We start from the raw sequence: 18,375 nt of genomic DNA, 5'->3' as shown, positions 1-18,375 counted from the left end.
GAGCTGGATGCACCACGCACGCAACGCACCCCGGAGGCACCCATGACCGCAACGCTCGAGCCCACCACCACCGCGCCCGAGATCACCGTGACCAAGCTTGGCGAGCACATCGGGGCGATCGTGCACGGGGTCCGGGTCGGCGGCGACATCGACGACGCGACCGCGGAGACGATCCTCGACCTGCTCGCCGAGCACGAGGTCATCTTCTTCCGCGGCCAGGACCACCTCGACGACGCCGGCCAGCACGCCTTCGCCGCGCGCCTCGGCGTGCCGACCACCCCGCACCCGACGGTCCGCTCGAACTCGGACCTGCTGCCCATCGAGGGCGCGGCGAACAGCTGGCACACCGACGTCTCCTTCGTCGACCGCGTACCGAAGGCGTCGATCCTGCGGCCCGTCGAGCTGCCGCCGCACGGCGGGAACACGACGTGGGCGTCCACCACGCGCGCCTACGACCGGCTGCCGGAGCCGCTCAAGGCGCTCGCCGAGAACCTGCGCGCGCTGCACACCAACGACTACGACTACGCCGGCCACAACGCCACCTACCAGCGCGCCGAGTACCACAAGGAGTTCATCCGCAACATCTTCGAGGCCGAGCACCCCGTCGTGCGCGTGCACCCGGAGACGGGCCGCCGCTCGCTCCTGCTGGGCCACTTCGTGAAGTCCTTCGCGGGCCTGAGCACGCAGGACTCGGCGCCGATCCTCGCGCTGCTCCAGCGGCGGATCGAGAACCCGGACAACACCGTCCGCTGGGCGTGGCAGCCGGGCGACGTCGCGATCTGGGACAACCGCTCCACCCAGCACTTCGGCATCAACGACTACGGCGACCACAAGCGCCTGCTGCGCCGCGTGACCCTCGCGGGCGACCTGCCCGTCGGCGTCGACGGCAAGGAGGGCGTGGCGCTCAAGGGCGATGCCTCGGACTACGCGCCCGTGACCCCTGCGCGCTCGCGGGGCTGATCCAGCCAGCCCAGGATCCGCTCGTAGACGGCGTCCGAGCGGAGCAGGGTGAAGTGATGGGCTCCGCCGAGGTGCATCCCCGCCTCGGCGGTGAACCCGATGCGGCGGGCCTTTCGACGGCCCGCCGCACTCGGCGCGAGCACCAGCCCGTCGCCCAGGAGGCGCCCCACCGGGTGCCGCGCGTCGCGGGTGAAGGTGGCGGCGACGAAGAAGTGCTCCGCGCCCTCCAGGAGCGGGATCTCCGCCGCGGCGGCCGCGCCGAGCGCGTCGGCCTCGCGGCCCCGCCAGTCCTCGTCGACGATCGAACCCCCGCGCAGGTCACGGATCCCCGCGCTGCGCCGGCGCAGTAGCCGCCCGAAGGGCGCCGTCTCCGGGATCGCGGTCAACGCCGCGCTGCCGTAGTGCGCGGCCTGCTCCAGTGGGGCGCCCAGGTGCGGCGTCCCGAGGCTGACGGTGGCCGACACCGCGGCAGACCACGCCATCACCGCCTCGTCGGCGAGATGCGCCGCGGTGCGGGCGACGAGGCCGCCCATGGAGTGGCCGATCAGCACGAGGTCCGTGACGGGGACCGGCCAGGCCGCGACGAGCCGCTCCAACAGCTGCGCCAGATCGCGACCGTTGTCGCTGATGTGTCGCCCGCTGTTGTAGCGGACGTACACCGGCGTGGCGCCGAGGTCCACCGCGAGCCGCACGCCGTAGTCGTCGGCCTCCAGGCCGCCCACGCCCCACGCGTGCTCGGTCTCGGTGAGCCCGTGCAGGAGCACCACCACGCGACCCGTCGCGCCGTCGAAAACCTCCGCCGGATCCAGCCGGCCGACCGGGACGGGCCCCTCCCCCAGGTGGACGACGGCACCGTCGATGCGGACCGTGACGGGGTCCGCGGCCAGCGGTGAGGCCCGGGTCTCGAGGTCGTCGCCGATGAGCCCCAGCACGGCGCCGATCAGCGTCGCCCCGCGCACCGTCTCCGACGGTGGCCGGTCCCCCGGCCAGTCCGCACCGACGGCCGCGACCCGCCCCACTGTCCGCGCGACGGTGCTGATGGTTGCGTAGACGCCGTCGGTAATGCCGTCGTGCAGCGCGCGCACCGGCGCGACCACGGGGCCGACGCCCAGGCGGACGTAGCGGAAGACCCGGTCGGAGATCGCCCGGTGCACGCAGTGCACACCGTCAGCGGCACCCGCGATCTCACTGCAGCCCAGCTCAGCGAGAGCGCGCACCTCGGCTCGACGGCGATCTTCGACAACACTCACGAAGATCGAGTGTACGAGTGTGCACTCGAACTGTCCAGCGGCGACGTCAGGCGCGATACTCCCAGCCAGCGGCGACCCACGCGGCGGACGGCATGCAGTTGCGGCCGTCGAGCAGCACGGGGTTGCGCACGACCGCGCCGACCACCGCCGGGTCCAGCTCGCGGAACTGGGTCCACTCGGTGAGCACCAGCACCACGTCGGCGCCCTCGCATGCCTCGAGCGCGGTGGTGGCGTAGTCCAGCGTCGGGAAGACGCGGCGCGAATTGTCCATCGCCTCGGGGTCGTACACCGAGACCGCCGCGCCCTGCAGCTGGATCTGGCCGGCGATGTTCAGCGCCGGCGAGTCGCGCACGTCGTCGGAGTCCGGCTTGAAGGCGGCGCCGAGCACCGCGACTTTCGCGCCGAGCAGCGAGCCGCCGCAGGCCTCCCGCGCCAGGTCCACCATGCGGGTGCGGCGGCTCATGTTGATGGCGTCGACCTCGCGGAGCAGGCCGTGCATGTGGCCGGCGCCGAGCTCGCCCGAGCGGGCCATGAAGGCGCGGATGTCCTTCGGCAGGCAGCCGCCGCCGAAACCGATTCCGGCGCCGAGGAACTTGCGGCCGATGCGAGAGTCGACGCCGATCGCGTCGGCGAGGGCCACTACGTCGGCGCCCGCCGCCTCACAGACCTCGGCGACGGCGTTGATGAACGAGATCTTGGTCGCCAGGAAGGCGTTCGCGGAGATCTTCACCAGCTCCGCGGTGGCGGTGTCGGTGACGAAGAACGGGGTGTCGCGGGCGAGGATCTCCGCGTATACCTCGCGGGCGACCTCCTCGGCGCGGCCGCCGGGCTCGACACCGAGCACGAGTCGGTCGGGCTCAAGGGTGTCCATAACGGCGTGGCCCTCGCGCAGGAACTCGGGGTTCCAGGCGAATTCGACGCTCACGCCGGCCGGCACCAGCTCGGCGGCGCGGGCGCGGAGCAGGGCGGTGGTGCCGACGGGGACCGTCGACTTGCCGAGGATCACCGCGTCGCGGCGCAGGTGCGGCACGAGCGAGTCGATCACGGAGTTCACGTAGGTCATGTCGGCCGCGAACTCGCCCTTGCGCTGCGGCGTGCCCACGGCGATGAAGTGCACGTCGCCGAAAGCGCCGGCCTCCTCGTAGGAGTCCGTGAAGCGCAGCCGGCCGGCCTCGATGTTCCGCTTGAGCACCGCGGGGAGCCCCGGCTCATGGAAGGGCACCTTGCCCTCCGAGAGCGCGGCGATCTTGCTGAGGTTGACGTCGACACCGAGCACCTCGTGGCCCAGCTCCGCCATGCACGCCGCGTGCGTGGCTCCCAGGTACCCCGTACCCAGCACTGTGATCTTCATGCGCCGAAAGTAGGTCGGCACCGGGGCGACACGGAAGGGCCGCGCGCCGGAGTTGGGCAAGGGTTACGCGGAGATTCACGAGCGCGCCCGACGCGATCCCCCGCGTTCGCCTCGGGGTGGCCTCGGGTTCGCCTCGGCGTTACTGGGGCGGAGCGGCCGGACCGTCCGTCTTGGGCGCCGCGGGACGGGGTGCGGGCGCGCTCGGTCGGGGCGCCGGCGCTGCCGGGCCAGACGGGGACGAGGGCGCACCGTCGTAAGAGGAGGACCCGCGGCGGGGCTCCCGGCCCTCGCGGCCCTTGAGGATGCGTTTGGGCAGACGGTTGACCAGGTCGCTCATCGGGTTCACCGCCGCAGCCATCAGCGCGACGGCCTCGTTGAGCTCGGCCACGACGTCGGGGAGCTGGGAGACGGCGTCCAGCGTCCCGCCGGGGGCGATGGCGCGCTCGATGGCGCCCTCCTGCCCGAGGAGCTGGTCGACGATGCCGCCGTCGGCGATCGCCCGGTCGATGACCCCGTTGGGCTCGGTGAGCTTGTCGATGAAGCCGTCCTGGCCGGTGAGCTTGTCGAGGACACCGTCCTTGGCGGCCAGCTTGTCCAACACCCCGCCCTTCTCGGTGAGCTTGTCAAGAACACCGTCCTTGGACATGAGCTTCTCGAGGACACCGTCGGGTGCGGTGAGCTTGTCGATCACGCCGCCCTCGGAGGTGAGGCGCTCGAGGACGCCCTCGGACTCTGTGATCTGGTCGACGACGCCGCCGGGGCGGGTGAGCCGGTCCAGCGGCCCACCCTCCTGCGTGAGGCGGGTCACGGGGCTGTCTTCTTTGGTGGCCTGGTCCAGGAGGCCGCCGGCCGCGGTGAGCTTCTCAAGCATGCCTCCGGGCTCGGTGAGCCGGTCGACGACGCCGCCGGGCTTGAGCACGCGATCGAGGGGCCCGCCGCGCGAGAGGATGATGCCGACGGGACGGTCGGGTTCGAGCAGCGAGGCGAGGCGCTGCAATAGCTGCATCGGCGTGGCTGAGGACATCCCCGCCTCCATGTGCAGCGCGTTACTTACTTCCGTATCGACGTTCTGCACGGCGAATCGGGTGACGGCGACGCCGCCCTCGATCGCCGACATCGCGGCGTCGGCAGTCGAGAAAGCGACGCGCAGCGGTGTGGTGACGATGCCCTTGAGGTCCATAGCCGCCCATCGTAGGGGGAGCAGTGAGAGGATCCGAGGTGAATTCACTCATTGAGCGGGGGCGGAGGCGAACTGGGCGACCGCTCGTGTCGCACATTGACACGTCGGAAATCTCCGACATATCCTCAACGGCGTGACCACCGGGACAGAGAGAACCGATCGCGTCTTCCTCGCGCTCGCCAATCCCGTTCGCCGCGAACTCCTCCGCATCCTCGCCGAGGGGCCGCGCGCCGCGGGCGAGCTCAGCGAGCGGTTCTCGCTGAGCCGCCCGGCAGTGGCGGAGCACCTCAAGGTGCTCCGTGGCGCGGGACTCGTCGCCGACTCCCCCGACGGCCGACGTCGGATCTACCGGCTGACAGCCGAGCCGCTGGCGGACCTTCGCGACTGGTTGCACCCGTTCGAGAAGTTCTGGCGCGCACGCCTGTCCGCGCTCGCCGACGTCGCAGAGGAGTTGTGAATGACCACCATCACATTGGATCAGTTCGTCGCCGCCACGCCAGCCGCGGTGTGGCGTGCCCTGACCGAACCGGAGCTGGTGCGCCGATGGTGGGCGAAGGGCGACATCGCGGCCGAGGTCGGCCACGAATTCACCCTGGACATGCCGGGCTTCGGCGCGCAGCCGTGCCGAGTCCTGGAATCGATTCCGCCCGAGCGCTTCGTGTACACCTTCACTCCCGCGTGGACCCTCGCGTGGACCCTGCAACCCGAGGGACGGGGCACCCGCGTCCTCCTGGAACACAGCGGATTCGACCTCGATGACACGCGGATGGCCGCCGCCTTCGAACGCATGGGTCCGGGGTGGCGCGACGTCGTGCTGCCGCGCCTCGCGGAGACCGCCGCCGCGCTCTGACGACGGCACGTCTGCCATGATCGGCTGGTGACCGAGCGCACCGTTCTCGCCGACCCCGTCAACTCCGCCCTCGCCGGCCCTCACGCGCGGTTCCGGCAGGCCTCGGGACGGATCCAGCGGTACCACCCGGACGTCTCGGTGTTCTACGGCCACCCGCGCGAGCTCACCGATGAGGACTACGCGGACGTCGCGCGCCTGACCGGCGCGGACCGGATCGCCCTGCTGCGCGACCGCTCGGCACCGCTCCCCGCGGGATGGACCGTCGTGGAGACGATCGGCCTGGTGCAGTACGACGGCAGCGCCGTCGAGACCGCGCCGGAGCCGGAGGCCGTGCGCCTCACCGCCGCTGACGTCCCGGAGATGACCGCGCTCGTCGAACGGACCAAGCCCGGCCCGTTCCTGCCGCGCACCATCGAGCTGGGCACGTACCTCGGCATCCGGGACGGCGACGGCACCCTCACCGCGATGGCGGGCGAGCGGATGCACCCGCAGGGGTGGACTGAGATCAGCGCGGTGTGCACGGCGCCCGGAGCGCGGGGGCGGGGCCTGGCCTCCAGGCTGATCCGCGCCGTCGCCCACGGTATACGTGAGCGCGGCGACGTCCCCTTCCTACACACCTCGGACGACAACCCGGCGCAGAAGCTCTACGACGCCATGGGCTTCCACCACACGATCACGGTGCCTCTCGAAGTGATCCGCGTCCCGGCGGCTAGGAACTAGGCCGCGGGAGCACCCGTGGCGCCGGCCGAGCGCTCCGAGCCCAGCCGAACCGCGGCCGCGCACGCGGCGACCAGCAGCACCACGAGCAGTGCGCCGATACCGAAGGTCTCCCAATCGAACGGGCCGGCGGCGGCACCGTCGGCCTGCTTGCGCGCGGAGCCGGACAGGAAGGGCACGATCACCAGCACGCCGATGCCGGCGACGGCCTCGGCCGTGACCACCTTCGGGAAGTGATGCAGGGCCAGCCGGACGACGGTGTCTTCATCGCCGGCGAGGCGCGCCCGGCGGATCGCAGGGATGAGCACCCGCACGTTGTAGACGCCTGCGGCCACCATCCCCGCGACGAGAACCAGCTTGATGAGCAGGTACCGCCCGTACGGCGTGGTGACGAACTGGGCGAACGAGCCGACGTGCACCCACGTCAGCCAGAGCCCGCTCACACCGACCGCGATAACGGCGCCCATCGCCCACGCACTGAACCGGACCCACATGCATTCGAAGGCGCCGGCACCGTCGATCCCGGAGCGTCGAGCGCGGAGGCCGGCCGCCGCGAGCACGAACAGCCCGCCGAGCCAGACGACGCAGGCCAGGATGTGCGCGAGCTTGAGTACGCGGTTGGCGGCGGCGTCCATGCCCACCACCGCGGTCGTGAGGCTGGGCGCCGACGCCGCGAGCATCACGACGGCGAAGCCCGCGGTCGCCGCGAAGGCCATCGAGCGGCCGCGCAGCCGCCAGACGACCAGCAGGAGCACGACCGCGAGTGCGAAGAGGCCGAGTTGCACCGTGGCCATCGCAGCGCCCGAGATCCACGCGCCCTTCTCCTTCGGCAGGTCGAGGTACGCGCCGAATCGGGCCGGCGAGAGCGACTCGGCGAACGAGATCCCCAGCTTGCTCCGCGCGATGCGCCCCGCGTATTGCGCGTAGGCGGCGACCGCGGTGAAGGCTGCGAGGTACGGCGCAAGGCCGCGCTGGGCACGCTCGGCCGCGCCGCCCCGCGCCGTGGCCGGAAGCAGGAAGGCGAGTGCGAGGAACAGCCCGCCGGCGAGCGCCAGGGCGCCGAAGTACCCCATCTGCGTGAGGATGCGCCACAGCGGAGGGGCGGCCGGAGCGGCCGCCGCGAGATGCAAGGTAAGGCTCGTCATAGTCGAGTGAGACTAGCCTTACTTATCCGGTGTGACCAATCGGACAAAACCCCTTTTTACCTGGGGTTTTATTAGTTTTGACAACGTATCCGGTTCCGACGCGCGGACATTCTCGGCCGAGAATTGATAGGATGATTCGGCCGCGATGGCGTCGCGGCGACAGCTCCGTGTATCTACCTGGCACGGCCTCCGGGCACCCAAGGCGGCACGTCGAAACGATGGCGGCCGCCGCGCCGCGGAAAGGCCCGACGACGGTGACCGCCACCATGTCCCACGAGACGTCCCCCCCAGGAGACTCCTTCCTCCGCACCGACATTGCTGTCGGTCGCCGGGCGCAGCTACTTCCCGGTCGCCTTCGTCGCGCGGCTCCCGTTCGCCATGATGGTGGTCGGCGTCCTCACCCTGGTCGTCGCCGGCCGGGACTCGCTCGCCTTCGGCGGGCTGAGTTCCGCGATGGTCGGCATCGGCTCCGCCGCGATCGGTCCGCTCGTCGGCGCGGCGGCGGACCGGTTCGGCCAGCGCCGGGCCGTGCTCGCCGCGGGAGTCGCGAACAGTCTCGCGCTGCTGCTCATGACGTGGGTCGTCTTCAGCCCACTACCCGGCTGGGTGGTGCTCGCCTCGGCCGCACTGGTGGGCGCGAGCGCCCCGCAGGTCGGGCCGATGTCGCGCAGCCGCCTGGTCACCATGATCACCACGAAGCTCCCCGAGGGCCGGCGGGTGCGCACTCTGCTCTCGGTGATGGCCTACGAATCCGCGGCTGACGAGGTGATCTTCGTCTTCGGCCCGGTCATCGTCGGCCTGCTCGCGACCACGATGTCGCCCGCCGCCCCGATGATCGGCGCGGCCGTGCTGACGGTGCTCTTCGTCTCGGCCTTCGCCCTGCACCCCAGCGGCCGGGCGCCCGAGCAGCACGGCGACGGCGCCGTCGTCCAGGCGCCGGCGCGCGAGCTCGCGAACCCCCTGCTGTTCACCGTGATCGCCGGCGTCTTCGGCATGGGCCTGTTCTTCGGCTCCACCCTCACCGGCCTCACGGCCTTCATGCGCGACACCGGCAACGCCGCGTCCGCCGGGCTCTTCTACGGCGTCATGGGTGTCGGGTCCGCCGCACTCGCGCTCGGCTCCGCGCTCCTCCCCGAGCGGTTCAGCATCGCGGCGCGGTGGGTGAGCTTCGCGACGGTGCTCGTGGCCGGCGCCGTGCTGATCGCCGCCGCGCCCTCGCTCCCGCTGCTCGTGGCCGGCCTGGCCATCGCGGGCATCGGCGTGGGCCCGACCCTGGTGACCGAGTTCAGCCTGGGCGCCGAGCGCAGCCCGCTGGGCCGCTCCGCCACCGTCATGACGATCCTCGGCAGCAGCCTGATCCTGGGCCAGTCGCTGGCGTCGGCAGTGAACGGCGCGCTCGCGGAGAACTTCGGCACCGCGGTGGCACAGTGCGCGCCGCTAGTCGCCGCCCTCGTCGTGCTGGGTGCAGGCGGCGCGAACGCCGTGCTCTCGCGGCGTCAGTCGGCCGACGCCGCCGCGGGCAGCGCTGACGCTGCGGGCGACCAGCCCGGCCCCTTCACCACGTAGCCCCATCGCGCGCGCCAGGAGCGCGTACCGCGCACGTCCGCGAGGATCGCGGAGTACTCGTGGGTCGCGACCTTCAGCGGGTTGTGCGTCTCGATGTTCTTCGTCAGCCCGAAGCGCACCCGCTCACCCTCGGGCTCGAAGGTGCCGAACAGGCGATCCCAGACGATGAGGATGCCGCCGTAGTTACGGTCGAGGTACGCCGCGTTCGAGCCGTGGTGCACGCGGTGGTGCGACGGGGTGTTCATCACGAATTCGATCGGCCGCCACAGCTTCCCGACCCGCTCGGTGTGGATGAAGAACTGGTAGAGCAGGCTCACCGACTGTTGCAGCAGGATCATCCACGGCGGAATGCCGATCAGCGCCAGCGGGATCCAGTAGGGCAGCGCGGTGAACGGCGTCCAGGTCTGCCGCAGTGCGGTCGAGAGGTTGTAGAACCGGCTCGAGTGGTGCACCACATGGCTCGCCCACAGGACGCGCACGGTGTGGTGGGTGCGGTGGTACCAGTAGTAGGCCAGGTCGTCGGCCACGAAGAGCAGCACCCAGGTCAGCGGGTTCGTCGCCGGGAGGTGCACCGGCGCGATCAGGTACGCGCCGGCCAACGCCGCCAGTACCACGAGCTTCCAGCCCAGGTTGATGACCACGTTGCCGATCCCCATGGTGAGGCTGGTGCGCGCGTCGCGCAGGTCGTAGCCGAGCTCGTCGTCGTCCGGCCGGAAGCGGAAGGACAGGTACTCGAGCGCGAGGCAGAGCACGAACACCGGGATGGCGGCGCGGATGAGGTCGAACACGATGGCATCGGTGCTTTCTACGAGTTCGCCGAGACGGCGTCGAGCGCGGCGACCACGCCGGCCAGCAGGTCGGAGGTCTTGCGGTGGGCAGCGGCACCGTCTCCGTCGGCGATGTGCCGGGCGAGGTCGAGGTGCGCCTGCCGGTCCAGCAGCTCACCGTCGAGCCCGAGGGCGCCGAAGGTCTGCTGCCCCACGCCCCGCATGCCGGCGAGGAGGGTGTTGAGCGCGAGCCGGTAGGCGAGGTTCCCGGAGCCGTCGATCACGGCGGTCCAGAAGGCGGCGTCGGCGGCGTACCCGCCGTCCGGATAGCCCTGCGCGAGCGCGACGATCGCGGCCTTCTGCTCCGCGGTCGCGCGCTCGGCGCACAGCCGCGCGGCGTCGGCGGCGATCGTGCGGCGCATCTCGGTGACGTCGCGCAGCACCCGCAGTGGGGGCACGACGCCGGCAGCGGCGACGGCGCTGAGCACGTCCAGCCCGGCGCTCTCGCGCCAGTCGAGCACGCGGGTCTTGCCGCCCTGCGCGATATGCACCAGCCCCGCCTGCCGCACGCCCTTGAGGGCCTCGCGGATCGCGTGCCGGTTCACGCCGAAGCGCTCGGCGAGCTCGCGCTCCGCGGGCAGCGGCTCGCCCGGGGCGAGGCGCCCGGACAGGATCTCGTCGACGATGCGCGCGAGCACTTCGTCCGAGACCGCCGTCCTGGCGATGGGGGTGACGTCCATGGCGAGCAGCATGGCACGACTGCAGCCCCTGGTCAACTGGTTGGACCAGTTGTGTGAGGTGCACACTGGGGACGTGACCACGACCAGTGCCGGGCTCCTGCTGTTCCGTCGCACCGACGACGCTGTCGAGGTGCTGCTCGGCCACATGGGCGGCCCGTTCTGGAGCCGGAAGGACGCGCACGCCTGGTCGATCCCCAAGGGGCTGTACACCGACGAGGAGCCTCTTGCCGCCGCGGAGCGCGAGTTCGCCGAGGAGATGGGCTCCCCCGCGCCAACGGGCCCGACGGTGCCGCTGGGCTCCGTCCGGCAGTCCGGCGGCAAGACTGTGACGGTCTTCGCCCGCGAGGGCGACTTCGACGCGGAGACGATCAGCTCCAACGAGTTCGAGCTGGAGTGGCCCCGCGGCTCCGGCCAGATGCAGAGCTTCCCCGAGATCGACCGCGCCGGCTGGTTCAGCCCCGAGGAGGCCGCGGAGAAGCTGGTGAAGGCGCAGTCGGCGTTCCTCGATCGGCTGCGGGAGCACCTGTCCGGAGCGTGAGCGTCCAGGCGCCGACGGCGCAGGCGAGCGAGGCTCCGGCGGCGGCCACGGCGATGTGGTTCGACCCGGCACTGGATGCTGGCACCAGTCCCCTGACGGGTCGTCAGTTGCGGTAGTTCTCCACGGTGTTCGCCGATCGGGTCGCTGCACCGTCCGGATTCTCGCCGAACTCACGGCGCGCGCGGCGCTGGCGGAGCAGATCCCAGGCCTGGTCCAACTGGGTCTCGAGCACCTGGAGCCGGGCGTGTTCCTCGCTCTCGCTGATCTCGCCCGCGCCGAGCTTCTCCCGGAGCGTGTGCTCCTCCGCGATAAGGGCGTCGATCCGGGTGTGTACTGCGTCGTCGGTCATGTTCCGATCCTGCCACTGATCGCCGAGCAGCGTGGGGCCACAATCGACGTGCCCCGCCGAACCCTCGGCGCAAGCGCGTCCGATCGCGGACAACCACTCCAAGTACAGGAGGCACCGTGGCCAAGGGCTACTGGGTCAGCAACTACCGCGCGATTCTCGATACCGACAAGGTCGAGGCCTACAACGTGCTGGCGGCCCGCGCCGTCGCCGCTGGCGGCGGCCGGCTGCTCTCCCGCGACGGCCGCGTGGTCGCATACGAGGCCGGCGTCGCTGAGCGCACGATCGTGATCGAGTTCCAGAGCTTCGAGCAGGCGGTCGCCGCCCGCGAGAGCGCCGCCTACCAGGAGGCCCTTGCCGCCCTCGGCGACGGCGTGGAGCGCGACTTCCGCATCGTCGAGGGACTGGACTGAGTCACCTCTGCGCGGCCGCGCGATTTCCGGCCACCCGGCTCCGGCGGCAAGAACACGAAGGCCACGGCGGACCGTCGAACCCCGGAAACGAAGAATTCCCCTCCGACCTGCGTCGGAGGGGAATTTTCGGGTGGAGCTAAGGGGACTCGAACCCCTGACCCCCACACTGCCAGTGTGGTGCGCTACCAGCTGCGCCATAGCCCCGTATTGCGTTGTTCACCTGCGGTTTCCCGCCCGGAGAACATTACAGGAGGCAGCTCTCGTGCACCAAATCAGCTGGTCAGTGTCGGTTTTACTTCAGCAGCGGCGTCAGCCAGTCGCCCTGCACGGTGATCTTGTCGCCGTTGTGCACGACGGTCGGCGTGCCGGTGCTGCCGATGTCCTGCATCAGCTGGCTGCCCGCGCCGGCGTTCTGCGCGGACTCGACGGTGTACTTGCCGTCCCGGATGGCACTGACCACGTCGGCCGGCAGCTCGACGCCCTTGGCCTTGGAGCCGTCGGCGAGCATCGTGGCGATCTCGGCGTTGGTCTTGTCGCCCTCGCCCTCCTCGGGCTGGTTGGCGTACATCGCCGTGTGGGCGCCCAACCACGCCTTCTGCTTCTGGTCATCGGGAAGCGAGGACTTGGCGATGGCGAGCAGGCCGCCGGCGGCGCGGTCCGAGTAGTCACCCGACGGGCTGTTGCGGTTCAGGAACGACAGCATGAAGAACTTGATCTGCAGCTTGCCGTCCTCGACGGCTTTGGTGATCTGCTCGCCGTACTGGCGCTCCATGTTGCCGCAGGCGGGGCAGTACGGATCCTCGAAGAAGGTCAGCTTCGTCGGGGCGTCGGCCTTCCCGAGGACGAAGACCGGGGTCGCCTTGTCGATGGCGGCCTGCGCCTTGTCGACAGGCGTGCCCTCCTTCTTGCTCAGCAGCAGGACGCCGCCGATGACGACCACGATCACCACGAGCACGGCGATGCCGCCGAGCACGTAGGTCGTGGTGTTGGACTGCTTCGCGGGAACGTACTTCGCGTTCTTACCCTTGCTCACGCCGACCACAATAGCGGCCGCCGGCGAGTGCGCAGGTCAGGCGCGGTCAGGAGCCCAGAACGCCGTCCACGAGCGCCTTCGCCTCGGCCTGCACCTGCGCGAGGTGCTCCGGCCCCCGGAAGGATTCGGCGTAGATCTTGTACACGTCCTCCGTACCCGACGGCCGCGCCGCGAACCACGCGCTCTCCGTGGTCACCTTGAGGCCGCCGATGGGCGCGCCGTTGCCGGGCGCGCGGGTGAGCTTGGCGGTGATGGGCTCCCCGGCGAGCTCGTCCGCGGTGACCTGCTCGGGCGAGAGCTTCGCCAGGACGGCCTTCTGCTCGCGGCCGGCGGGCGCGTCGGTGCGGGCGTAGGCGGGCACGCCGTACTGCTCCCCCAGCACCGCGAAGTGCTGCGACGGGCTCTTGCCGGTGACGGCGAGGATCTCGGAGGCCAGCAGCGCCAGGATGATGCCGTCCTTGTCGGTGGTCCACACGGAGCCGTCGTGCCGTAGGAAGGAGGCGCCGGCGGACTCCTCGCCGCCGAAGCCGACGCTCCCGTCGAGCAAGCCCGGGACGAACCACTTGAAACCGACGGGGACCTCCAGGAGCCTCCGGTTCTGCTCGGCCACGACCCGGTCGATCATCGACGAGCTGACGAGCGTCTTGCCGACGGCTGCGTCGTCGCGCCAGCCGCCCCGCGACGCGAAGAGGTAGTCGATCGCGACGGCGAGGTAGTGGTTCGGGTTCATCAGCCCGCCGTCGGGGGTGACGATGCCGTGCCGGTCGGAGTCCGCGTCGTTGCCGGTCGCGATGTCGTACTGGTCCTTGTTCGCGATGAGCGAGGCCATCGCGTTCGGCGAGCTGCAGTCCATGCGGATCTTGCCGTCGGTGTCGAGCGTCATGAATGCGAACTGCGGGTCGACCGTTGGGTTGACCACCGTGAGATCGAGGTTGTAGCGGTCGCCGATAGCGCCCCAGTAGCCGACGGCCGCGCCGCCGAGGGGGTCCGCGCCGATGCGGACGCCAGCGTCGCGGATCTTGTCGAGGTGCAGCACCGACGGCAGGTCGCCGACGTAGGAATCTAGGAAGTCGAAGCGCTGGATCGCGTCCGACGCGAGCGCTTGCGCCAGCGGGATCCGGCGCACGTCGCGCAGGCCACCCTCGAGGATCTCGTTGGCGCGGGCGGCGATCACCGACGTCGCGTCGGTGTCGGCGGGGCCGCCGGTGGGCGGGTTGTACTTGAAGCCGCCGTCCGCGGGCGGGTTATGCGACGGTGTGACGACGATGCCGTCCGCCTCGACGCCGCCGTGCTTGCGGTTGAAGGTGAGGATCGCGTGGCTGAGCGCCGGCGTCGGCGTATACCGGTCGTCGTGGTCGATGAGCGTGTCCACGCCGTTCGCCGCGAGCACTTCGACGGCCGTCTCCCAGGCAGGGCCGGACAGCAGGTGCGTGTCCTTCGCGAGGTAGAGCGGGCCGCGCACCCCCTCCGCGGCACGGAACTCGACGATGGCCTGCGTGGTCGCGGCGATGTGATTGTCGTTGAAGCTGCCGCTGCGCGACGTGCCGCGATGCCCCGAGGTGCCGAAGGCGACCCGCTGATCCGGATCGCCGGGGTCGGGCGCGACCGAATAATACGCTGCACGTACAGCTTCGACGTCGATCAGGTCCTCGGGAAGAGCCGGTTGGCCGGCGCGCGCATGAGCCATCTTCAGTCCACCTCGTCAGTGCGGGAACGCGGCCGCGGATCGCACGGCCGCTGTCGTCCAACGTATCGCCGAAACGGGTTCCGCGCGCGGTAATCCGGCGCACCGGCGGTAGCAGCGGTGGCGAGACGGCGACGCGGCGTCGCGACGGTGGACCGTCGCGACGCCGCGGCCGTCAGACGATCGCCCAGACGATCAGCACCATCGCGAAGCCCACCACCGAGAGGATGGTCTCCAGCACCGACCAGGTCATGAGGGTCTGCTTGACCGTCATGTTGAAGTACTTCGCGACGATCCAGAAGCCGCCGTCGTTGACGTGGCTGAGGATGATCGAGCCCGCCGAGATCGCGATCACGATGAGCGCGATCTGCGCCTGGGAGAAATTGCCCGCGGCCACGGTGTCGCCGATGATGCCGGCGGTCGCGGTGATCGCCACCGTCGCCGAGCCCTGCGCGACGCGCAGCGCGCAGCTGACCAGGTAGGCGGTCACGATGAGCGGCAGGCCGAGGTTCGACATCGACTCCGTCAGCGCCGTGCCGACACCGGTCGCCCGCAGGACCGCGCCGAAGAGTGCGCCTGCGCCGACCACGAGCAGAATCATGCCGATCGGCTTGAGCGCCGCGCCCGTCATCTCGGCGAGCTGGGTCGCGTTGATGCCGCGCCGGATGCCGAGCAGGTAGAAGGCCATCACCACGGCGATGGTCAGGGCGATCGCGGGCGTGCCGAGAAAGACCAGGATCGCGAAGGGCTTCGTGCCCGACGTCAACCACACCGAGCCGAACGTGCCGCCGAGGATCAGCAGCATGGGCACCGCGATGATGAAGGCGATCAGCGCGAGCGGAGGCTTGTCCTTGCTCGCGTGTTCCTCCTCGGGGACGAACTCCTCCGGCACGTCGACGATGACGCGCTTGCCGATCCACGTACCCCATACGACGCCCGAGGCGAACCACGCCGGGATGCCGCAAACGAGGCCCATGACGATGATCCAGCCGAGCGAGGTGTGCAGCAGGCCGGCTGCGGCCACCGGTCCCGGGTGCGGGGGCAGGAAGGCGTGCGTCATCGACAGGCCCGCGAGCATCGGCATCGCGTACATGACCAGCGACTTGCCGCCACGCTTGGCGCAGACGTAGACCAGCGGTGCCAGGATGAAGATGCCGATGTCGAAGAACACCGGGATGCCCAGGATGAGGCCGGTGACGCCCATTGCGAGCGGCGCGCCCTTGGGGCCGAACAGCTTCAAGAGCCAGCTGGTGAGCACGTCGGCGCCGCCGGAGCGTTCCAGGATGGCGCCGAGCACCGTGCCGAGGCCGATGATCGGGGCGATGTGCCCCAGGATGCCTCCGAATCCGGTCTCCAGGATCGATTGCGCCGCGCCCTTCTGCGGCGATCCGACGAGCTTCTCGACGGAGACACCCGCGACCAGCGCGAGGCCCACCGAGACGATGATCAATGCGATGAAGGGTTCGAGCTTGACCTTGATGATGAGGAAGAGCAGGACCGCGATCGACACCGCCGCGAGGGTCAGCAGACCTCCGGTGTCGTGCTGCAGCCAGTCGATGGCCGAGGACATGAGTGGTACTCCCGTTCTGGAAGGGGATCAGAGCGCTGCGACGAAACGCGCGGCGCGGAGGGTGATGTCGGCCCAGTCGCCGGCGGCGACGGTGTCGGGGGGCACGACGGACGTGCCGGCGCAGACGGCGACAGCGCCGGCACCCAGGAACTCACGGGCATTGGCCTCGCTGACCCCGCCAGACGGGAGGAGCGGCAGGCCGGGGAACGGACCGTGCAGGTCCTTGAGGTACCCCGGCCCGAAGGCGCGGGCGGGGAAGATCTTCACTGCCACCGAACCGAGCGCGGCCGCACGGGCCACCTCCGTGGGGGTGAGCGCGCCCAGGAAGACGGGCACGCCGAGGTCGCGGGCGGCCTGGGCTACCTCTTCGTTGACGTCGGGCGTCACGAGGAAGCGGGCGCCGGCGTTCACGGCGTCGCGGGCCTGCGCGGCGGAGCGCACCGTGCCCACGCCGAGGTTCGTACCCTCGACGCCGGCGGCGCGCTCAAGGTGGCCGAGCACCCCGGGCGTGGTGAACGTCAGCTCCACGGTACGGATCCCGCCCTCGGCGAGCGCGCGGCACAGAGCCGCCGCGTCGGGGAGTTCGGGGGCGCGCACCACGGTGAGCGCCCGGTCGGCGGCGAGCGCATCGAGCAGCGCGGATTGTTCGGTCACGGTCACAGGACCCCTTCTTCGGTCAATCGCAGCGCGCCGCCCGCGAGCGCGCCGGTGAGGTTGCCGTCGTCGAGCGCGGGTACCCCGCGGACGAGGACGTGTGTGAATCCCGCTGCGGGCGTGCGCGGGGCGTCGTAGGTGGCGCGGTCGATGACCGCGTCGGGGTCGAAGAGCGCCAGGTCGGCGGCGTAGCCCTCGCGGACCAGGCCCCGTCGGACCAGGTTCAGGCGCCGGGCCGCGCGTCCGGTGAGGTGGCCCACGCACTCCTCGAGACTCATCAGCCCCAGCTCACGACTGTAGTGGCCGAGGTAACGGGCGAAAGTTCCCCATGCCCGCGGGTGCGGCTTGCCTCCCACGAGCAGGCCGTCGCTGCCACCGGTGTGCGTGGGGTGGCCCATGATGGCGCGCACGTTCTCCTCGTGCCCGACGTGCTGCAGGATCCCGGTGGCGAGGCGATCGTCCAGGAGGATCCCGATGCACACGTCGAAGGGGTCGCGCCCCTCGTCGGTGGCGATCCGCTCGATGGTGCGGCCCACGTAGCCGGCCAGGGCGTCGGTGCCGACGCCGCTGATCTCGATGGTGTTCCATTCGGCGATCACGCCGTGACAGCCGTCGGATCCGGTGTGCTCCAGGTGCTCCCGGATGCGGGCGAGATCCTGCGGATCGCGCAGGCGCGCGAGCGTCGCGTCGGCGCCGCCCGCCGCGGCCCAGCTCGGCAGGATCGCGGCCAGGGTGGTCGCGCCGGGCAGGTACGGGTAGGTGTCGAGGGAGACGTCAGCGCCCGCGGCGACGGCCTCGTCGAGCAGCGCCAGGAGCTCGGGCGCGCGGCCCTTGTTGGGCCCGAAGTTGAGGGTGGCGTGCGCGAGGTGCAGCGGGCAGCCGGTGCGCCGCGACAGGTCGATCATCTCGGCGTAGGCCTCCATCGCGCCCGCGCCGTAGCTGCGGTGGTGCGGCGAGAAGTAGCCGCCGAACTCGCCCGTGGTGCGCATGAGCGCGGCCAACTCGGCGTCGTCGGCGTACATCGCTGGGGTATAGGTGAGGCCGGTGGACAGGCCGACGGCGCCCTCCCGCAGGCCTTGCGCCAGAATCTCCTGCATCCGCGCCACCTCGGCCGGGGACGCGACACCGTCGCCGAAGCCGAGCGTGAGGGCCCGGAGCAGGCCGTGCGGCACGAGGTAAGCGAGGTTGGTGGCGGTGCCCGCCGCGTCGAGCCGGTCCAGGTACTCGCCGACGGTGCGCCAGGAGAAGTCGAAGCCCTCGGGATCGGTGTTCCACCCGGCGATCTGTCGCCGCACGACGGCGAGCGTCTCGTCGGAGACGGGGGCGTAGCTCAGCCCGTCCTGGCCGATCACCTCGCACGTGACGCCCTGCGTGATCCGCGAGGGGTGCTCGGGGTTGAGGAGGACCTGCAGGTCGGAGTGCGCGTGCATGTCGATGAAGCCCGGGCTCAGGACGAGACCGTCGGCGTCGATGACGCGGTGCGCCGGCCCGAGGTCGGCGCCGATCGCGGTGATGACGCCTCCCGTGATCGCGACGTCCGCGGTGTAGCGCGGCGCCTCGGTACCGTCGACGACGGCGGCGGCGCGGATCAATGTGTCGTGCATGATGGCC

General features: G+C 70.8%; 19 protein-coding genes and 1 tRNA gene. 7 read left to right on the top strand and 13 right to left on the bottom strand.

Annotation, left to right across the window (positions count from 1 at the left end; all coding sequences use genetic code 11):
• The first annotated feature begins 42 nt into the window (after window positions 1–42).
• Window positions 43–960, top strand: a complete 918-nt coding sequence (locus HNP44_RS17350) for a TauD/TfdA dioxygenase family protein (protein ID WP_259142505.1) — start codon at window positions 43–45, stop codon at window positions 958–960.
• On the opposite strand, the gene HNP44_RS17345 is transcribed toward HNP44_RS17350, so the two are convergent.
• The 3 genes from HNP44_RS17345 to HNP44_RS17335 form a co-directional block, all read right to left on the bottom strand.
• Window positions 924–2,210 carry an esterase/lipase family protein gene (locus tag HNP44_RS17345; RefSeq protein WP_259142504.1) on the bottom strand — a complete coding sequence of 429 codons (1,287 nt, stop codon included), beginning with the start codon at window positions 2,208–2,210 and terminating at the stop codon, window positions 924–926. The two genes, HNP44_RS17350 and HNP44_RS17345, sit on opposite strands and share 37 nt — an antisense overlap.
• Window positions 2,211–2,256: 46 nt before the next feature.
• The gene (locus tag HNP44_RS17340; RefSeq protein ID WP_259142503.1) at window positions 2,257–3,561 is read right to left on the bottom strand and encodes a UDP-glucose dehydrogenase family protein; all 1,305 of its coding nucleotides are present in this window, start codon (window positions 3,559–3,561) and stop codon (window positions 2,257–2,259) included.
• 139 nt (window positions 3,562–3,700) lie between these two features.
• Window positions 3,701–4,741, bottom strand: coding sequence for a hypothetical protein (locus HNP44_RS17335; protein WP_259142502.1), 1,041 nt, complete (start codon window positions 4,739–4,741; stop codon window positions 3,701–3,703).
• A 133-nt stretch (window positions 4,742–4,874) separates the two neighbouring features.
• Between HNP44_RS17335 and HNP44_RS17330 the strand changes: the two genes are divergently transcribed.
• Genes HNP44_RS17330 through HNP44_RS17320 form a run of 3 tightly spaced genes read left to right on the top strand, consistent with a single transcriptional unit; the run spans window position 4,875 to window position 6,311 of the window.
• Window positions 4,875–5,198 carry an ArsR/SmtB family transcription factor gene (locus HNP44_RS17330; RefSeq protein WP_259142501.1) on the top strand — a complete coding sequence of 108 codons (324 nt, stop codon included), beginning with the start codon at window positions 4,875–4,877 and terminating at the stop codon, window positions 5,196–5,198.
• Complete coding sequence (locus HNP44_RS17325) at window positions 5,199–5,591, top strand: SRPBCC family protein (protein WP_259142500.1); 393 nt, start codon at window positions 5,199–5,201, stop codon at window positions 5,589–5,591.
• Between the two features lie 27 nt (window positions 5,592–5,618).
• Window positions 5,619–6,311 (top strand): GNAT family N-acetyltransferase, encoded by a 693-nt coding sequence (locus HNP44_RS17320; protein WP_259142499.1) that lies wholly within the window; start codon window positions 5,619–5,621, stop codon window positions 6,309–6,311.
• On the opposite strand, the gene HNP44_RS17315 is transcribed toward HNP44_RS17320, so the two are convergent.
• Window positions 6,308–7,453, bottom strand: a complete 1,146-nt coding sequence (locus HNP44_RS17315) for a copper resistance D family protein (RefSeq protein WP_259142498.1) — start codon at window positions 7,451–7,453, stop codon at window positions 6,308–6,310. The two genes, HNP44_RS17320 and HNP44_RS17315, sit on opposite strands and share 4 nt — an antisense overlap.
• 315 nt (window positions 7,454–7,768) lie before the next feature.
• Here HNP44_RS17315 and HNP44_RS17310 point away from each other — a divergent pair, with 315 nt between their 5' ends.
• On the top strand, window positions 7,769–9,019 hold the full coding sequence (locus HNP44_RS17310) for an MFS transporter (RefSeq protein ID WP_259142497.1): 1,251 nt from the start codon (window positions 7,769–7,771) through the stop codon (window positions 9,017–9,019).
• On the opposite strand, the gene HNP44_RS17305 is transcribed toward HNP44_RS17310, so the two are convergent.
• Both HNP44_RS17305 and HNP44_RS17300 read right to left on the bottom strand, forming a co-directional pair.
• Window positions 8,950–9,807, bottom strand: coding sequence for a sterol desaturase family protein (locus HNP44_RS17305; RefSeq protein ID WP_259142496.1), 858 nt, complete (start codon window positions 9,805–9,807; stop codon window positions 8,950–8,952). The two genes, HNP44_RS17310 and HNP44_RS17305, sit on opposite strands and share 70 nt — an antisense overlap.
• A gap of 17 nt (window positions 9,808–9,824) precedes the next feature.
• Window positions 9,825–10,538 (bottom strand): FadR/GntR family transcriptional regulator, encoded by a 714-nt coding sequence (locus HNP44_RS17300; RefSeq protein WP_259142495.1) that lies wholly within the window; start codon window positions 10,536–10,538, stop codon window positions 9,825–9,827.
• A 61-nt stretch (window positions 10,539–10,599) separates the two neighbouring features.
• Here HNP44_RS17300 and HNP44_RS17295 point away from each other — a divergent pair, with 61 nt between their 5' ends.
• The gene (locus HNP44_RS17295; RefSeq protein ID WP_259142493.1) at window positions 10,600–11,064 is read left to right on the top strand and encodes an NUDIX domain-containing protein; all 465 of its coding nucleotides are present in this window, start codon (window positions 10,600–10,602) and stop codon (window positions 11,062–11,064) included.
• Window positions 11,065–11,167: 103 nt separating this feature from the next.
• On the opposite strand, the gene HNP44_RS17290 is transcribed toward HNP44_RS17295, so the two are convergent.
• Complete coding sequence (locus HNP44_RS17290; protein ID WP_259142491.1) at window positions 11,168–11,413, bottom strand: DUF2630 family protein; 246 nt, start codon at window positions 11,411–11,413, stop codon at window positions 11,168–11,170.
• Between the two features lie 116 nt (window positions 11,414–11,529).
• Here HNP44_RS17290 and HNP44_RS17285 point away from each other — a divergent pair, with 116 nt between their 5' ends.
• The gene (locus HNP44_RS17285) at window positions 11,530–11,823 is read left to right on the top strand and encodes a DUF1330 domain-containing protein (RefSeq protein ID WP_259142490.1); all 294 of its coding nucleotides are present in this window, start codon (window positions 11,530–11,532) and stop codon (window positions 11,821–11,823) included.
• A 131-nt stretch (window positions 11,824–11,954) separates the two neighbouring features.
• On the opposite strand, the gene HNP44_RS17280 is transcribed toward HNP44_RS17285, so the two are convergent.
• The 6 genes from HNP44_RS17280 to HNP44_RS17255 form a co-directional block, all read right to left on the bottom strand.
• Window positions 11,955–12,027, bottom strand: a tRNA-Ala gene (locus HNP44_RS17280).
• Window positions 12,028–12,115: 88 nt separating this feature from the next.
• Window positions 12,116–12,856, bottom strand: coding sequence for a DsbA family protein (locus HNP44_RS17275; protein WP_259142489.1), 741 nt, complete (start codon window positions 12,854–12,856; stop codon window positions 12,116–12,118).
• 46 nt (window positions 12,857–12,902) lie between these two features.
• A complete protein-coding gene (pgm, locus tag HNP44_RS17270; protein ID WP_259142488.1) occupies window positions 12,903–14,543 on the bottom strand; it encodes a phosphoglucomutase (alpha-D-glucose-1,6-bisphosphate-dependent) in 1,641 nt (546 codons plus the stop codon).
• A gap of 172 nt (window positions 14,544–14,715) precedes the next feature.
• A complete protein-coding gene (locus HNP44_RS17265; protein ID WP_259142487.1) occupies window positions 14,716–16,110 on the bottom strand; it encodes a GntP family permease in 1,395 nt (464 codons plus the stop codon).
• Window positions 16,111–16,137: 27 nt separating this feature from the next.
• Window positions 16,138–16,764, bottom strand: a complete 627-nt coding sequence (locus HNP44_RS17260) for a bifunctional 4-hydroxy-2-oxoglutarate aldolase/2-dehydro-3-deoxy-phosphogluconate aldolase (protein ID WP_259142951.1) — start codon at window positions 16,762–16,764, stop codon at window positions 16,138–16,140.
• Between the two features lie 2 nt (window positions 16,765–16,766).
• Window positions 16,767–18,368, bottom strand: coding sequence for an N-acyl-D-amino-acid deacylase family protein (locus HNP44_RS17255; RefSeq protein WP_259142486.1), 1,602 nt, complete (start codon window positions 18,366–18,368; stop codon window positions 16,767–16,769).
• Window positions 18,369–18,375 lie beyond the last annotated feature (7 nt).

The sequence above is a fragment of the Tsukamurella ocularis genome (assembly GCF_024807615.1).
Lineage (GTDB): Bacteria > Actinomycetota > Actinomycetes > Mycobacteriales > Mycobacteriaceae > Tsukamurella > Tsukamurella ocularis.
This window is presented reverse-complemented; position numbering and strand designations above follow the sequence as displayed.

Bases quoted from the DNA above. Each gene is read 5' to 3' on its own strand.
- HNP44_RS17350 (WP_259142505.1), top strand. From the start codon at position 43: ATGACCGCAACGCTCGAGCCCACCACCACCGCGCCCGAGATCACCGTG.
- pgm (WP_259142488.1), bottom strand. From the start codon at position 14,543: ATGGCTCATGCGCGCGCCGGCCAACCGGCTCTTCCCGAGGACCTGATC.
- HNP44_RS17265 (WP_259142487.1), bottom strand. From the start codon at position 16,110: ATGTCCTCGGCCATCGACTGGCTGCAGCACGACACCGGAGGTCTGCTG.
- HNP44_RS17335 (WP_259142502.1), bottom strand. From the start codon at position 4,741: ATGGACCTCAAGGGCATCGTCACCACACCGCTGCGCGTCGCTTTCTCG.
- HNP44_RS17255 (WP_259142486.1), bottom strand. From the start codon at position 18,368: ATGCACGACACATTGATCCGCGCCGCCGCCGTCGTCGACGGTACCGAG.
- HNP44_RS17340 (WP_259142503.1), bottom strand. From the start codon at position 3,561: ATGAAGATCACAGTGCTGGGTACGGGGTACCTGGGAGCCACGCACGCG.
- HNP44_RS17325 (WP_259142500.1), top strand. From the start codon at position 5,199: ATGACCACCATCACATTGGATCAGTTCGTCGCCGCCACGCCAGCCGCG.
- HNP44_RS17315 (WP_259142498.1), bottom strand. From the start codon at position 7,453: ATGACGAGCCTTACCTTGCATCTCGCGGCGGCCGCTCCGGCCGCCCCT.
- HNP44_RS17290 (WP_259142491.1), bottom strand. From the start codon at position 11,413: ATGACCGACGACGCAGTACACACCCGGATCGACGCCCTTATCGCGGAG.
- HNP44_RS17300 (WP_259142495.1), bottom strand. From the start codon at position 10,538: ATGCTGCTCGCCATGGACGTCACCCCCATCGCCAGGACGGCGGTCTCG.